This is a genomic window from Lujinxingia litoralis (genome assembly GCF_003260125.1).
In the GTDB taxonomy this organism is placed as follows: domain Bacteria; phylum Myxococcota_A; class Bradymonadia; order Bradymonadales; family Bradymonadaceae; genus Lujinxingia; species Lujinxingia litoralis.
In genome coordinates, this window is sequence record NZ_QHKO01000005.1 from 222,414 (window position 1) to 238,880 (window position 16,467).

Annotated in this window: 9 protein-coding genes; 3 read left to right on the forward strand and 6 right to left on the reverse strand. The window is 64.3% G+C overall.

Features of this window, described 5'->3' with window-relative positions:
- Nucleotide 1 precedes the first annotated feature (1 nt).
- The 4 genes from DL240_RS12455 to rpsA form a co-directional block, all read right to left on the reverse strand.
- On the reverse strand, nt 2-481 hold the full coding sequence (locus tag DL240_RS12455; RefSeq protein ID WP_111730228.1) for an NUDIX domain-containing protein: 480 nt from the start codon (nt 479-481) through the stop codon (nt 2-4).
- A 5-nt stretch (nt 482-486) separates the two neighbouring features.
- Nucleotides 487-1,701: an ArsA family ATPase gene (locus tag DL240_RS12460; protein WP_158542531.1), complete on the reverse strand. Its 1,215-nt coding sequence runs from the start codon at nt 1,699-1,701 to the stop codon at nt 487-489.
- Between the two features lie 20 nt (nt 1,702-1,721).
- Entirely contained in the window at nt 1,722-2,732 is a 1,011-nt protein-coding gene (locus DL240_RS12465; protein WP_111730230.1) for an ArsA family ATPase, read from the reverse strand.
- Between the two features lie 259 nt (nt 2,733-2,991).
- Nucleotides 2,992-4,707 carry a 30S ribosomal protein S1 gene (rpsA, locus tag DL240_RS12470; protein WP_111730231.1) on the reverse strand — a complete coding sequence of 572 codons (1,716 nt, stop codon included), beginning with the start codon at nt 4,705-4,707 and terminating at the stop codon, nt 2,992-2,994.
- Nucleotides 4,708-5,220: 513 nt separating this feature from the next.
- Here rpsA and DL240_RS12475 point away from each other — a divergent pair.
- The gene (locus tag DL240_RS12475) at nt 5,221-6,357 is read left to right on the forward strand and encodes a cystathionine gamma-synthase (RefSeq protein ID WP_111730396.1); all 1,137 of its coding nucleotides are present in this window, start codon (nt 5,221-5,223) and stop codon (nt 6,355-6,357) included.
- A 101-nt stretch (nt 6,358-6,458) separates the two neighbouring features.
- On the opposite strand, the gene DL240_RS20740 is transcribed toward DL240_RS12475, so the two are convergent.
- The gene (locus DL240_RS20740; protein WP_158542532.1) at nt 6,459-11,858 is read right to left on the reverse strand and encodes a translocation/assembly module TamB domain-containing protein; all 5,400 of its coding nucleotides are present in this window, start codon (nt 11,856-11,858) and stop codon (nt 6,459-6,461) included.
- A gap of 251 nt (nt 11,859-12,109) precedes the next feature.
- Between DL240_RS20740 and DL240_RS12485 the strand changes: the two genes are divergently transcribed.
- Nucleotides 12,110-13,096: a tetratricopeptide repeat protein gene (locus tag DL240_RS12485; RefSeq protein ID WP_111730233.1), complete on the forward strand. Its 987-nt coding sequence runs from the start codon at nt 12,110-12,112 to the stop codon at nt 13,094-13,096.
- A gap of 19 nt (nt 13,097-13,115) precedes the next feature.
- Entirely contained in the window at nt 13,116-15,560 is a 2,445-nt protein-coding gene (locus DL240_RS12490) for a serine/threonine-protein kinase (RefSeq protein WP_158542533.1), read from the forward strand.
- 20 nt (nt 15,561-15,580) lie between these two features.
- On the opposite strand, the gene DL240_RS12495 is transcribed toward DL240_RS12490, so the two are convergent.
- The gene (locus tag DL240_RS12495; RefSeq protein WP_111730235.1) at nt 15,581-16,453 is read right to left on the reverse strand and encodes a tetratricopeptide repeat protein; all 873 of its coding nucleotides are present in this window, start codon (nt 16,451-16,453) and stop codon (nt 15,581-15,583) included.
- Nucleotides 16,454-16,467 lie beyond the last annotated feature (14 nt).

Here is a 16,467-nt window from a genome sequence, read left to right on the forward strand (position 1 = left end):
TTTAGCGATCAAAATGGGCGGGGGCTGGATCCCCGCCGATGAAGACTTCGTCGGGGTAGTTCGACATCAGCTCCGGGCGCCGGGTTGGGTCGATGTAGCGGAGCTCAAGGCTCTCGCCATCAAGCCCGCCCAGCGTGCCGCCGAGCACTTCGACGGCAAAGACGATGACCACCGATTCCAGGTGGTCGCCGTTGGGGTAGGTGACGCGAAAGCCACGGCGATCGCCACCGTAAACGCCCAAAATGTGGGTGGGGCGCACCTCGAGTCCGGTCTCTTCGTAGACTTCGCGCACGATTGCTGTGGCCGGGGATTCGCCGGGATCGATGGTTCCGGAGGGCAGGGTCCAGAGCCCGTTGTCACTGCGGCGTTGAAAGAGTACCCGGTGGTGCTCATCGCGCACGACAGCGGCAACGGCAGGGACAAAAAGCAGGTCGTGGCCGACCTTCTCGCGGAGTCCTTTCAAAAAGTCGGAGATCGGCATGAGGTTTATCCCTGCGCCGTGCCCGTCTGTGGCGGGGAGTCGATCGGGGTAATGAAGTCGCTGAGTCGAAGCAGATTGCTCAGGTTATGCACGTCTTCTCCCAGGAGTGGGATCAGCCGGAGGGCCTCTTCGCCCACGCGGGCGGCCAGGCCGGCGATGGCCTCGCGATCGCGAATGGCCAGGCGAGCGAGTTGAAGGTAGTGGGTCTCCAGCCGTTGGCGCAGACCTCGGATCTGGGTCGATGTGGCGCCGTGGTCACCCGATGTAAGCAACGCATCGAGATCGGCGTCTTCGATTTTGGCGATGTCTTCCGGGTGAAAGCGCGGGATGACGCGGTTGATGATGAAGAAGTCCGCGCGTTGGTCGAGCTGGCCGAGTTTTTCGTGGAAATACACCGCTTCTTTCATACGCCGGGGGTCGGCGCTGGTGATCACAAAGAAATGCGTGAGCGGGTCGCGCAAGATGAACTCAATGAGTTCGCCGTTTTGTTGCAGGGCTTCCTGCAGGTAGTGGAAGGTGTCAAAGAACTCCACCAGATCGTTGACGAAGCTCTCGCCGAGAACGCGTGAGATCAGGCCGAGCACAACGGATCCCGGGTTGAAGACCCGTCCGAGCAGACCGCTGCGCCGGTTGGGCAAGAACCACTTGATAATGCGCTCATCAAAGAAGGTGCTTGCTCGCCCCGGGGTTTCGAGAAACTCCAGGGCGTTTTTGGTCGGCGGTGTATCCAGAATGACCAGGTCGAAGTAGCCGCCGGTGTACAGATCGTGGAGTTTCTCCAGGGCCATGTACTCCTGCATTCCGTGTAGCGCGGAGGAGAGCAGGCGGTAGATGTTGTTTTCTTTGGCGCGGGCCAGTGCCCCTTTGTCGGGAGCGTGGCGGGTGACCATGTCGTCGAAGGTTTTTTCGGCGTCGAGCATCATTGCCCAGAGTTCACCGCCCTGGTCCTCCCCTCCGGCCATGGCGAGCGCGTCGCTCAGATCGATTTGCTGGGGATCGTTGGTGAGATCGTCGAGCCCCAGGCTGTTGGCCAGGCGCTTCGCCGGATCGATCGTCATGACGATGGTCTTGCGGCCGGCCATCGCCGCGCGGAGACCGATGGCGGCCGAGGTGGTTGTTTTGCCTACCCCGCCAGGTCCGACGCAGACGATGAGACGGCCGGAGTCGAGAAGATCGCGAAGCGTGGAGGCGTTGGGGTCGGGGCTGCTACTGGCTGTCACCGAGGGGCTCCTGGGGGCGCTTAGAGGGCCAGAGGTTCGGGAGTGGAGGAGTCGCCACCGGTCAGCTGATCGGCAACGCGGTTGACCACGTCGGTCCCCGCGCCTTCGTAAAAGATCGGCAGCTCGACCACGGGGACATTGACGCGTTGGCGGAGTTCGCCGAGGTAGCGCTGATCGCGGTCGTGCCAGCCCAGGGCCAGGGCATTTCCTTCGACCAGTCTGGCCAGGGCATCGCGCTCGTCGGTGGGTTCTTCGTCGAAGAGCAAAGAGCTGGTGCGAGGCGACTCGGCGCGTACGCGCGTGAGGAGCGCATCGAAGAGTGGACGATCGTCGTCGTGCAGGGGCGCGCGGTGAACCATGTTGGCAAGGGCCAGGGTCAGCGGGCGACCGAGGACCTGGCGCAGGTTTGTGGCGAGTTCAATGGTCTCGTTGACCGGCATCTCCTCGGGGAGGCAGACCGCAACGATGGCGGTTAAGCTGGCGTCGTTGACCAACTCTGCCACCTGCGCGGTCATCTTCGCGATGGGGCCGATGCCGCGCATCATGCCGTTCATGGTGGCCGGGACATTTAAGAAGGTCACGGCGTGCCCGCTGGCCGGAAGATCGACGATGATGTGATCGTAGCGGGGTTTGCCCGCATCTTCGGCTTCGTAGAAGACGCGGATCTGATCGAGGATGGTGACCTCATTGACCGAAGGGGCCGCCTTAAAAAAGACCCGGGCCACGCGGTTGTTGATCACCGCCCGAGCCACGCGTTCGCCAGGCACAAAGCGGGTGAGTGTGGCAACAAAACAGTCTTCGGCGGTCAGGTTGGCGGCCGAGAGGGTGGGGCTGATTTCGGTCGGGGTGAGGCCTTTGCCCTGGTAGCCATAGAGGTCTTCCATGGCCGAGAAGGTGTCGGTTTCCAGCACCAGAGTTCGGCGACCGGTGGAAGCCAGGGCTTTGCCCAGGGCGGCGGTGACGGTGCTCTTGCCGACGCCACCTTTGCCGGTGACAAAGATCAAGCGCTTGTCGAGAAGGGGGTCCAGCATCGTAGGGAAGTTCCTTGCACTGCGGGCCAAAACAACAGGGACAAGCTAGCGACATCGGTGCAGTGGGCAACGTCAAATATCAAGGGCGGGGCTCCGGGGCCATCTGGTTGTAGAGAGGCACCCGCGAGGTGTCAATGAGGCAGGAAGGCAGGGCCGGGGGGCAATAAAACGCAACAAGGCGGCCCCGATAAGGGGGCCGCCTCGCATCAAAAAGGCGCTACGGGGTGCAACCTCCGCAGGAGAGGTCGCACCGGGAGGATTACTCCTCTTCGTCGCCCGTCAGATCGCCGAGCTTGCCCTTGAGCAGGTCGCCGAGCTGCGCGGTGGCGCCACTTTCTTCGGCGTACTCGCGCAGGTGACCCGACTCCGAACGACGCACGAAGTTCTTGATCGACAGCGCGATTTTGCGCTCCTTGGGATCGACGCTGATGACTTCGACCTTGTGCTCTTCGCCAACCTTGACGACTTCGCTCGGGTTCTCGATGCGCTCGTCAGCCAGCTCGGAGATGTGGATGAGCCCTTCGATGCCTTCTTCCACTTCCGCAAACGCACCGAAGTCGGTGAGCTTGGTGATGGTGGCGTCGACAATCTTGCCCGGCGGGTAACGCTGGGGCAGGGTCTCCCACGGATCGCTTTCCAGCTGCTTGATGCCCAGGCTGAAGCGCTCGTTCTCGACGTCGATGTTGAGCACGACCGCTTCGACTTCCTGACCCACTTCGTAGATTTCGGAGGGGTGACGGATCTTCTGGGTCCAGCTGATGTCGCTGATGTGGACCAGGCCGTCGATGCCTTCCTCGATGCCCACGAAGATACCGAAGTCGGTGATGTTGCGGATCTTGCCCAGGATGCGGGTACCGACCGGGTAACGATCTTCGAGAAGGGTCCAGGGGTTGGGCTCGACCTGCTTGATGCCCAGGCTGACCTTCTTGGCGTCGGTGTCCAGGTTGAGCACGACGCAGCGAATGATTTCGCCTTCGCTGACCACGCGGTTGGGGTGCTTGATGCGGCGAGTCCAGCTCATCTCACTGATGTGGACAAGACCTTCGATGCCTTCTTCCAGCTCCACGAAGGCACCGTAGTCGATGAGGCTGACCACGCGACCCAGGACGTGCGCGCCGTCGGGGTAGCGATCCTCGGCACCTTCCCACGGATCGGGGGTAAGCTGCTTGTAGCCCAGGCTGACGCGCTCGCTTTCCGGGCTGAACTTGAGGACTTTGACCTGGATTTCGTCGCCGACGTTGAAGAGCTCGGTGGGGTGCGAGACGCGGCCCCAGCTCATGTCGGTGATGTGCAGCAGGCCGTCGATGCCGCCCAGGTCCACGAAGGCACCGTAGTCGGTAAGGTTCTTGACGATACCGTCGATGACCGCACCAGCCTTGAGCTTCTCGAGGGTCTTCTTCTTGAGCTCGGCGCGCTCTTTCTCAAGCAGGGCGCGGCGGCTAAGCACGATGTTGCCACGCTGCTTGTTGAACTTGATGATCTTGAACGCGAATTCCTGGCCGATGTACTTGTCGAGGTTGCGCGTGGGGCGCAGTTCGACCTGGCTGCCGGGGAGGAACGCCTTGACGCCGATGTCGACCTGGAGGCCGCCTTTGACGCGGTTGGTGATCGTACCGCGGACCAGCTCGTCGGCTTCGGCCTTCTCGCTGATGATCTCCCAGACCTTCATGCGATCGGCGCGCTCCTTGGAGAGGATGCACTGACCCGACTCGTCCTCGCGCTTCTCAAGCAGGACGTCGACATCATCGCCGGCGCTGACGGTGACTTCACCTTTCTCGTTGATGAACTCCGAGAGGTCGATGCGGCCTTCGGACTTAAATCCGATGTCGACGAGCACGTAGTCTTCGCCCACTTCGAGCACGCGACCGGTGGTGATCTCGTTTTCGCGCACCGCACTGGTGAAGTCTTCGTGGGTGTCGAGCAGCGCCGCGAAGTCATCGGTGGTTGGGAAGTTTTGGTTTTCTTGAACAGTCATTGACGACCTTGGACATATCGCTCCGAGGAGCGACGGTTGGTTCTGGGAAGATGCGCCCGCTGGCCACCATGGCCGGCGTCTCGAAGAAGGCGACCTTCGCCGTTCAGTCAGTTATGCGCCTCGGGTCCGCGGCGTGGATAAGGTTGAGGTGGTGATCCCGGGTTGCGGGCGCACCCCACGCGTGTTCGCGGACATGGCGGCGACGCCGGAAGTTAACGACGAGATTTGAGGTTGTCAACGTGTGGACGGCGATATTTTTGCCCGCGCTACGTCGGCGTGGGGTGGCGAGTTGGTGTCGGTGGCCCGACGGCGCCGGAGTGGGGGGAGGGCCGGGACGTTGAGGCGTTGTGGCGCCAAGCCGGAGAGGGCTTGGGGAAGATGTTCAAGTAGGGGCGGTGGCGGTTGTGAAATGGCGCGCGAGCCCTATGATGGCGGCGTAACCCGAGGATGTTGACGCCTACTGTTTAGTTATAAGGAGCGAGCATGCATAAGCCGGAACTCGATTACGCCACGATGGGCTTTGATACGCGGGCGATTCACGCGGGCCAGGAGCCGGACCCGTCGAACGGCGCGATCATGACGCCGATCTTTCAGACCTCGACCTACGTGCAGTCCTCGCCGGGCAAGCACCAGGGCTTTGAGTACACGCGTACGCACAACCCCACGCGCAACGCGCTGGAGGACTGCCTGGCGAGCCTGGAGAAGGGCAAGCACGGGGTGGCGTTTGCGTCGGGGTGTGCGGCGACCACGACGATCCTGCATATGCTCAAGGCCGGCGACCATGTGGTCAGCGGTGACGATGTGTACGGCGGAACCTACCGCCTGTTCACCAAAGTGTTTCGTCCGATGGGGCTGGGATTTAGCTTTGTGGACATGACCAACCTGGACGCGTTTAAGGCGGCGTTGACCCCGGCCACCCGGCTGGTGTGGCTGGAGAGTCCGACCAACCCGATGCTGAAAATCTGCGACATCGAGGCGATCTGCGATATCGCCCATGAGCAGGGCATTCCGGTGGTGGTTGATAACACCTTTATGAGCCCCTACTTCCAGAACCCGCTCATGCTGGGCGCGGATCTGGTGGTGCACTCCACCACCAAGTTTATCAACGGTCACTCCGACGTGGTGGGAGGGGTGGTGATCACCAACGATGATGAGGCTGCGGAGAAGTTGCGCTTTTTGCAGAACTCGATGGGGGCGGTGCCCGGTCCCTTTGATAGCTGGCTGGTGCTGCGCGGGGTCAAGACGCTGGCGGTGCGGATGCGCCAGCACGAGGCCAACGCCAAGGTGATCGCGGCGTACCTGGAGAAGCATCCGGCGGTGGAGCGGGTGCTTTACCCGGGGCTGGAGAGCCACCCGCAGCACGCGATCGCCAAGAAGCAGATGTCGGGCTTTGGCGGGATGATCACCTTCATTCTCAAAGATGGTCTGGAGCCGGCGCGGCAGATGCTGGAGCGGGTCAAAGTCTTTGCGTTGGCCGAGAGCCTGGGCGGGGTCGAGAGCCTGATTGAGCACCCGGCGATCATGACGCACGCTTCGGTGCCCCCGGAGGTGCGTGCCGAGCTGGGCATCAACGACGGGCTGGTGCGTCTGTCGGTGGGCATTGAAGACGTGGATGACCTGGTGGCCGACCTGGAACAGGCGCTGAGCTAAAGGAGGCGAGCGCGTAGCGCTCGTTCTTTGAAGCGGCAGATGTAGACGCCGGGGCCCATCGCCCCGGCGTTTTTTTGTGGCCACCGGTCCGGGGCGCGCGCTCAGTAGACATCCCAGTAGATGTTGGCGCCGCCCTCGTTCTGGTCGGTGTAGGTGAGTTCGACCATCCAGCGGGGCAGGAAGTGGTATTCCACGCGCACGATGTTGGTGGCCTCATCCTCGTCGCCGCCGAGCTGGATGCGGTAGGAGAGGAAGATGTCGTTGGTGATGTACTTCCCAAACTCCAGGCGCCCCCCCTGCAGGCCCCCCTCGCCAGGCTCCAGGCGCAGCACGTCGACCGGGACGGTGCCCGAGAGTTGGTCCTGGAGCAGGCCGAAGAAGAGCCCGCTGACGGCGCCCAGGGCCTGGTTTGCCACGCCTTCGTCGCGGCCAACTTCGCCCCGGCTGGGGGGGCGTCCGGTCATCAAGACGAAGAGGATCTCGGTGTCGGTCATGGCCGGGTCGCTCTGGAGGACCAGCCGCGGGTTGTCGGCGCTGCCCGAGATTCGGAAGATGATGCGCGGGTCGCCATCGGAGGGCGGGCCCAGCGATTGGGTGATCGCGCGATCGAGCTCGTAGGTTGCTTCCAGCTGGAGGCGAGGGTTGGGCGGGGAGGCGCCGGTGAAGGCGACCTCGCTGGGCTGGACGTTGAAGCGACGCCCGAGAAATTCGAGATCACCACGCAGGGCTTCGGCCGAGCCGCTTAACGAGACGTTGGTGCCGGAGAGCAGGGCGACGATATCGGCCTGGAGGTTGACGTTGCCGATGGGATGGCGCACCCAGGCGTCGCGGTCCACGCGGATGTTGACCCGGAGGTTCAGCGCCGAGGGGGCGCTGAGATCGCGAGTGGCCAGTTCACTGGCTTCGGCAGCATCGGAGGAGGCCCGTCGGCGGCCGCTGCGGTCGAGGACGACAATGTCGGAGTTGAGTTCCGTGGCGTGCAGGCCGGTGTCCTGGGTGTCGGTGAGTTGGACTTCCAGGCCGCTGATGCGCAGGTTGACGTTGCCTGGCGAGCCCTGGAGGTTGCCCCGGGCGCCCACGACGCCGGTCACGTAGACGGGGAAGTCGACGGCGAGTCCTTCGACGTTGAATCCGTCGGCGTTGAGGTCGAGGTTGAGCTCGTCCGGGACAAAGCGCTCATGGGCGATGGCGCCGGTGAGCGAGGCCTGGCCCGGGCCGTCGTGAAGTTCGAAGGTGTTGATTCGGAGCTGGTCGTCGTCGAGTTCGATGTCGGCGTTGATATCGACAAAGCGTCGGCCCATATCGACCAGGGTGAGGGCGGCCTGGCGGAGCTGCAGTTGGCCGTCGATCGAGGGGGTTTCCCAGTCGCCGCGGACCTTAAGATCGGCCTCAAAGGTTCCTTGCGGGTCCTTGATAAGATCGGTCAGGAGTTGCAGGGGCAGGACTTTGTCGAGTTGAAGCGGGTCGCTCTCCAGATCGACACGCAGCTCGCCGGGGGCCTGCCAGGGCGCTCCCGTGGCGAGTCCGATGGTGTCCATGTTCACCGGGAGCGAGGCGGCCAGGGTAAGCACGTCTTCGTACTGGCGGCAGAGGCGCGCATCGACCTCAATGGCGTTGTCGGCGCCGCTTACTTCCAGGCTGAGCGTGCCGGTGGATCCGTCGCCCAGGCGAGTTTCAAAGAGGCCGGCCCGGGCATTGAGGCGGGGGGCGCGCAGGCTTCCGTCAAGGGTGAGGTAGGCGGCGATGTCACCGGTGACCTTGGAAAATTCGTAGTTGAAGGTGCTCAGTTTGGAGAGGGGAAGCTCTCGCAGCTGGGCACGGAAGTTCAGCGGGATGTCATCCACGGTTTCGCCGGCGACGAGGCTCTCAATGGGCAGGGGAAGAGAGCCGTCGGCGACCAGGATCTCGTCGGCATCCCATTCAAAGCGGAAACGCTCCACGTTGAGACGCCCGTCGCCCAGGCGAGCGTTGAGATCGACGAACATATCGCGGAAGTTTTGCCAGCCCAGCTCTTTGAGCGCCACGTCGACGCGGCCGGAGGGGCGGCCCAGGGTGCCTGCCAGATCGAGTTTGATCGATCCTTCACCGCTGGCATCAGCGTCGCGCAGAAGCTGCAGGGGAATGCTGCGCAGGTTGATGTCGGGGATGTCGAGGAGCAGACGTACCGGGAGCGTCAAAAAGGCATCCTGCCAGGAGAGGGCTTCGTCGCTGACGCCGGTGGCCGAGCGGAGCCACTGGGCAAGGGGCAGGGCGGCGTTGGCCTCCAGGAGGGCCAGGCGTTGGCTGCGCCAGTCCAGGTTGATTCGGGTATCCAGTCCGCCGCGGGAGCCCCGGGGAGGGCTGTACGTGGTCTGAGAGGCCAGATCCAGGCTGCGGATGGAGAGGTAGTCGCCGCCAACTTCACCGGCGAACTGGAGTCCCTGCGCGTTGAGAGCGAGGGAGAAGTCAGGCTCCGAAAGAGAGCCCGTCCAGCGGAATCGCCCGTTGAGATCGCCTTCGACGCCGTAGTCGTTGAGCTGGGGCAGGGCCTGGTGGAAGTCGCGCAGGCGTAAGGGGGCGAGCGCCAGATCCACCAGGAAGTCTTCATTCCAGTCGACCGAGGTGTTGCCCTTGAGATCGAGGTTGACGGGGAGGCGCGCGCTGAGTTCCAGGACCGGCTGACCGTAGGCGAAGACGCGGGTCTGAGGCAGGGTCAGCGAACCGCGCTCGTAGCCGGCAGCCAGCGTCAGGCCGAAGGGGCCCTCTTCCTCGTAGGTGATCGATGAGAGCTCGGTGGTCAGGTTGAAGGTGGGGGCTGACGAGGTGCCCGCCATGGAAAAGAGAAGATCGATCTGGCCGTCGATGCGGGGGAGGTCGTCGAGATGAAAGTCGCTGGCGATTTGCCCGGGCGCGATGTTGAGCATGGCGAGCTCCAGCGCCTGGGAGGCCCCGGGCGTCCAGGTGCCATCAGCGCGGAGCGAGCCCGAAGCGTGGGTGTCGTCGAGCTGAAAGGACTCCAGGCCCAGGGTGCGACCGTCCCAGGTGATGCGGCTCTCGGGGGGGGATTCCCAGCGGGCCCGGTCGCTGCCGAGATGAAGTTCGGTGAGGGCCAGGCGCGCGTAGCGTCGCGCGTGTGTGAGGGTCGCTCCCAGACCGTAGTGGCGCTCGGCATCACGGGAGAGTTGAGCCTCGGCGCGCACCTGATCGCCGCTGGCCATGTGGAGCTGGAGTGCGGCGCTATCGAAGGTGTTAGTGCCAAGTGTGAGTTTGTCGAGCTCCAGGGTGACATCGCCCCGGGGAGCGTCGAGGCGCCCCTGCAGATCAAGATGGAGGCGGGCGGTGGTGATGGCCGCGTCGCTCTGGGGGGCGCGCAGCCGGCTGGCGGTGGATTCGCCGCGCAGTGTGAAGGCCCGCAGCGTCTCGAAGGGATCGTCGCCCTGGCCCAGGCGCGCGGTGGCTCGGAGATCGGTGTTGAAGCGTTCGACCGAGGCGCCGGGGTTGTGGATTCCCTGGGCATCGACGACCAGGCGTGTCTGGAGGGAACGTGGGGCTTCGGGGCGCTTCTGGCTGGCGAGGCGGAGGTTTGCGCGCTCGACTCGGTTGCCCTGGGTGCGCAGGTTGGTGAGGTTGACCCGTAGATCGTTTTCCAGGTCGGTGAGGCTGGCGAGCGGATCGTTTAGGGGGAGGGCGAGTTCGATGCGCCCCTGGTCTTGAGCGCGGAGGCTGCCAAGGCGGTGTGGGCCCAGGGCGACGCCGGCGGCGCGGGCGTCCAGGGTGTAGGTGGCGTGGTAGCGGTGGGAGGATTCTCCGGCGCGTTTGAGGTCGGCCACCAGGGTTCCGCGGCTGTTGTTGATGGCCACGTCGAAGGCGTCAAAACCCTCGAAACGCCACCGGGCGTCGAGGCTGAGGGCCCGGGCCGCCTCCGTGAGTTCGTCGATGGCCGGGTCGAAACGTCCGTCGAGATCCAGGGAGACGTCGGCGGTCACCGGGGCTTCGCCGGTGAGTTCGCTGGCCCGACGAGCCTGCACGTTGTCGGCGGTGGTGCGCAGGGCCGCCTGCAGGCGGCCCTCGGGGTTGAGGCGCGCGGAGGCAAAGAGGTCGAGGTAGGGCGAGAGTGCCGCCAGGCGATGGGCTCGAAGCTCGCCGGCGGAAAGATCGCCGGCAACGTAGAGGAGTTCGGCCTCGTAGGTGGCGTCGTAGCGCAGCTCGTCGGCCCGGGCGCGGATGCCGGTGTGCATCGTGTCGGGATCGAAGCCCAGGCCCATGACCTGAGCACGGAGCCGGGTGGTCAAGCCCGGGAGTTCGAGGCCCGGGGCAACAGCCGAGGTTGTGAGGGTGGGCGTGCTCAGCGTGGCCAGGTAGCGCGGGGTTTCGGAGCTGTAGTCGGCGAGTTGAGCGCTGAGTTCGAGAGGGGCCTCCACGCCAGGGAGGTTAAGGGTGAGGAGGGCTTCGAGTTGTTTGCCGCCAGCAGCGCGGGCGCTCAGCGTGATGGGGCCGGAGAGTCCCAGGGGCTGCGCGCTGAAGCGATCCAGGGTAGTGGCCGGTACGCGCAAGGTGTCCAGGTGGGCGAAGGCTTGTTCCAGCGGGGGGGAGGGCGCGGTGTCGTCGGTGGATGATGCTTCCGAGGCGGGGGGTAAGGTGAGGGTGGCCTGGAGCGCGTTTACGTCGAAGAGTTCGCCGGCGCGCAGCTGCCCGATCTCGGCGTGGATAAGGTTGCCGCTGAGGCGCAGGTGGCTCTCGCCGAGGCTCAGGTGCTGGGCGTCGGCCAACCAGTCGAGGTGGGCCTGAAACTCGAGGTGTTTAAGGTCTGCCAGGATGTCTTCCCGGTAGAGCGACGTGGTGAGTTCCGCGTGGAGTTCGTCGAGCGCGGCGCTGAGCGGGGCGCCGGGGATGCCGTCGGCGTCCGGGTGAGCACTTTGCCAGGAGCGCCGCCAGATGGTCGAGAGCTGGGAGGGCGTATCCCGGGCCTGGTTAAGCGCCTGGACGGAGCGCGAGCGTAGCGCTTGAAGGGACGCGTTGTCGGGGGCTTCGCTGGCTTCGTCCAGATAGGCGATGAACCCCTGTTGGATGCGTACCCGGTCGACGTAGATGGCGATGCCAAGGGGTTCGCCGGGTGCGTCCGAGGGGGCGCTGAGAAGCGTCCAGTTGAGTCTCTGGTCCGGGTAGGAGCGTACCACCAGCTGGGGTTCGCTGACCTGGACCTCTTCAATGATGAGCTGGCCGCGAAGGAGCGCGCCTGGCTTATATGACAGGGCTACTTCGGGGATGAATGCAGCGAGATTATCCCGGCTGTCGAAGATCGTGACGTCGCTAACCCGGGCGCCTGTCAGGAGTGAACCACGGACGTGTCCGAGCGCAACGCGGCCTTCGAGGCCTTCATTGACGCTGGCGAGGACGCGACGCACCAGCGGGTCGCGCACCGCGCCGATCTGCAGCGCAAGCAACGCAAGCAGGATCAGCGCAAGCAACGCCGCCAGGCTCAGGCCAAGGCCTTTTGCTATTCGTGTTATCCAGCGTTTCATCACCATCCAGCGCCAGGCGCGACTCCAGGGGGCGACATCTTCCCAGATTCATCCCGAGAGGCAAAGCATCGGCTGTGTTGTGGCGGCCCCGAGTCGATGAAGGCGGAGGTTGCGCCCGAGTCTTACGCAGCGTTACGATAGGGCGCGAGACAATGTCCAGGAATGACAACGCACTCAACATGGTGACCCGCCCCCGCAGGTCACGCGAAGGCGCGTCGCCACAAGGCGCGCAACAGGATAGGAGGCAACGCATGGTGGTCGATCGAATCAAGGCTTCGAGCGGTCTTATGAAGACGCTGCTCGGGCTGTGCCTGATGGTCTGCGCGCTGGCGACAGCGTCGCCGGCGATGGCTCAGGGCACCTCGATGCTGGAGACGATCCGCGGAGCGAATGACGCCTTTGAGGCTGAGGACTACCAGACGGCCTACGATCTTTACAGCCGCGCCTATGCGGAGCTTCCCGAGCCGACGATTCTCTACCGGATGGGGCAGGCTGCCGAGCAGCTGGGGATGTATCGGGAGGCGATTGAGCATTACACCACGTACCTGGATGAAGGGCAGGATATCGAATTCATCGGCCGAATTGCCGAGGTCGTGCCGATGCTTCGCGAGAAGGTGCCGGCGATGCTCGAGATCGCCAGTGTGCCGGCAGGCGCCACGATCGTGGGCGTGGATGAGGCCGGCGTGGAGACGGAGCTGGGACAGACGCCGGCGACGGTAGACGTGGGGCCGGGGCCGGTGACGGTGGTGCTTCGCGCACAGGGGTATGAGGAGGTCATCTGGCAGGAAGACGCTCAGGCCGAGGGCAGCTACGCCTGGAGCCCGGAGATGGTCGCGGAGCCCGTGGCGATGGTCGTGGAGGACGACCTGGAGGTGCGCGAGAGCGGGGGCTCGCTCGGCGCCTGGGGCTGGACCACGGCCGGGCTCGGGGTTGCGGCGCTGGCCACCGGTGGCGTCTTTACCTTGCTTCAGCAGAGCGCCACGGAGTCGGTGAACTCCTATGATAAGCGCGCTATCGGGGCGACTCGTGACGAGCTGGAAGGATATAAAAACGACGCTAATGGCTATTTTGAGACGGCGCGGGTGACCTACATTGCCGGCGGGGTGCTGACGGCAGCGGGTCTGGGCATGATCATTTACCAGGCCACTCAGGGCGATACGACCGAAGAGCAGGCGCTGAGTTTTGAGGGCGGTGTCAGCTCGGATGGTGGCTTCGTCGGGTTGCGCGGCCGCTTCTGAGTCGCTTGCGAGGCAGGGCATGAGCGGTTCCGGACTGTGGATACTGGCGCAGGTTGCTGACGATGTGGACCTGGCCGAGGGGGTGGGGTACGGCACCGGCCTCTCAACGTGGATTGCGCTGGTGGGCGGCCTGATGGTCGTCGCGGTTCTGATCGGTGTGGTCTTTGCCGGGATTCGCTATGTGCGCGCCGCGATGGCCAAAAGTTCCAGCGCGCCGGGGCGGATGCTTCCTCCGGAGACGCGGCGGCGTGTGGATGAGGCCATTGCTGCCGGCGATTTTGACGTTGCCGGCGATCTCCTCACGCGCGCCGAAGCGCTGGAAGAGGCGGCCGAGGCCTATTTAAAGGGCGGGGTGTTTGTGAAGGCTGCCCGCTCTTTTGAGCAGGCCGGAAGTCGTCCGCAGGCGATCTATTGCTATAAGCGTGCCGGCGATCACGAGCAGGCCGCCCGAATCTATGAGCAGATGGATGAGCCGCGCGCGGCGGCGGCCGAGTATTTTCAGGCCGGGGCCTGGGAGCGCGCGGCGATCTTCTATGAGCGGGCGAAGGACATGCGCCGCGCCGCCGAGAATTACGCGCGCGCACGGCGTTGGCTGGAGTCGGCCCGGGCGTTTGATGCGGCCGGGATGCCTCGGGAGGCGGCCGAACATTATGCGCGTCACGTGGAGCACTATCGCGCCGACCATGGCGGCTACGAGGGGGGCGCGTTGCCGGAGGAGCTTCGCGAGCAGGCGCGTCGCGCTGGCGAACTCTTTCGGGAGGCCGGTGAGATTCAGCGTGCGAGTGAGATCTTCTTGGCCGCGGGCCTGGCTCAGGAAGCTGCGGAAACGCTTCGTGTCTCCGGGGACTTCAGCCGCGCCGCCGAGCTGTTGATCGAGGCTCGGCAGCCTCAACTGGCCGCAAAATTTCTGGAGGAGGCCGGCGAGGCCAAACGCGCCGCGCGGATGCGCGCCCAGGTGGCGTTGGCCGATGGAGACCGGGGAGGGGCTGCCGAGCACCTTCGGGATGCCGGGGAGCTGGAGCAGGCTGCGGAGCTTTTTGCTGAAGTTGGTAAAACCGAGCAGGCCGCCGAACTCTACGAGAAGCTCGAGGCGTTTGAAGAGGCGCTGGAACTCTATCTGAAGATACCGCGCTACGCGCACGCGGCGCGCTGCGCGGAGCAGGCCGGCCTGCTGGCTCGGGCGGCTGAGTATTATCAGGAGGCCGGGGACGTCGAGGGGCAGCTGCGGGTGTTGGAACTCCAGGGGGACTTCTTCCGAGTGGGCCGTCTGCGCTTTGAACATCGCATGTATGAAGAGGCGCTGGAGGCGTTGTCGAAGCTCGACTCCCGTGATGCCATGTACGCGCGGAGCCTGGAGCTTCAGGGTGATGTGCTGCGCGCTCAGGGGCGTGCGGAGAAGGCCTATGGCAAGTATCGGGCAGCGCTGGGCAATCGGGAGGCCGAACTCGCCACGCTGCCTTTGCTCTACAAAATGGGGCGAGCGCTTGAGGATGAGCCCGATCTTCCCGGTGCGTTGGAGTGCTACAGTAAGGTGCTCGAGGTGGAAGCGAACTTCGAGGACGCGAGCATGCGTGTCGGGGCGATTCGCAAACGTCTGCGTCGAGGAACCCTTACCGGACGTACCAGCAGCGGACTCTTCGGGGGAGGCGCCACTGAGGACGGGGAGGTGGCTCGCCGCTATGAAATTCTGGAGGAGATCGCGCGCGGGGGGATGGGGATCGTCTACAAGGCCCGCGATACCGTGCTCGGACGTGTGGTGGCCTTTAAGATCCTGGGGGAAAACCTGCGCGATAACGAGACGGCGGTGATGTACTTTTTGCGCGAGGCGCGGGCCGCCGCGGCGCTCTCGCACCCCAATATCGTGACCATTTACGACGCCGGTGAGCAAGATGGCGAGTACTATATGGCCATGGAGTTTGTGGAGGGGACGACGCTCAAGGAGTTGGTGCGTCGTACCGGCGCGCTTGCCGACGATAAGGTGCGGCACATCCTACTCGGGTGCGCACGCGCTCTGCAGTACGCGCATGGCAAGGGGATCATCCACCGCGACATCAAGAGCGGGAACGTGATGACCACTCGCGACCGTTCGCTCAAGGTGATGGACTTTGGCCTGGCGAAGTTTCTTAAAGAGTATCAGAACAACCATACTCAGCAGGTCGGTACACCTTTTTACATGTCGCCGGAGCAGATCATCGGCCGGGACATCGACTTCCGCAGTGATCTGTACAGCCTGGGGTGCATGATCTTTGAGTGTGCGACCGGCACGGTTCCGTTTTTCAAAGGCGACTTAAGCTACCATCATTTGCACACCCGTCCTCCCTCCCCGCGCTCGATCAATCCGGGGTTGAGTGAAGAGACGGACCGCATGATCTTGAAGTTGCTCGAGAAAGAGCCCGACGCCCGTTACCAGTCGGCCAAAGAGATCATCGATGAACTCTCCGGTTCGGTGGTGATGCAGGCCTGAGCGCGCCCATGTGATTGGGGTCAGCGCAGGGGACGGAGATCGTCGCGTTGTTCGATGGAGGGCATGGCGTCACGAGCGCGGGCCTGCATGCGTCGAGCTTCTTCGGAGTGCCCCTGGCGCTCGAGGTACGCCGCGTAGCGAAAGAGTAGCCCGGGTTGTTCGCCGTGGGCTTCCAGCATCGTTTCAAAGAGTTCGTGGGTGCGTGAGGTGCGTCCGAGTCCCTCCAGGGCTTCGCTGAGGTTGAGGCCGATCTGGAGGTCGTCAGGGTGCGCTTCGTAGAGGTTGGCGAGGTAGGTGTGCGCCTCGCGGTGACGCTCTTCCATCAGCAGAAGTACGCCCAGGCGCAGACCGGCCTGGAGGTCGCCCGGGGAGGCGGTCCAGAGCCAGAGATAGTGAGCGCGCGCGTCCTCATGTCGCCCGAGCTCTTCGTAGGTACGGGCCGCTCGCCGGTGAAGTTCGGGGAGGTTCGGATTCAGGGCGAGGGCATCCAGGAGTAGGGGCTCAAGGCGCGCGGCGGGAAGGTCAGTCTCGGTGGCCAGCGCCAGCGCCTGATCGAGATCGCTGCGGCGTTGTGCGGTTGCCGGCTCCAGGGATGCAGCCTGGCGCAGAAAGGCGATGGCCTCCTCAAGCTGCCCGGCGGCGTGGGCTCGGAGGCTCTGCGCGCGGTAGGTCTGGGCGAGCAGGGTGAGGGCTTCGCGCTCCGGGGTATCGGGCTCGTCGATGGCCAGTTGTGCCAGGGCCTGGGCTTCTTCCAGGCGCTCGGAGTTAAGTGCGGCCTCTGCGTCTGCCAGGTAGAGTTCACCCGGGGAGGGTTTGTGGGCGCAGGCTGCGCCGGTGAGTAGGATCGAGAGGCAGGCCGCCTGGAGCAGCCCTCGCGCTCGGGGGTTCGACATGGTTAGACTCCCGG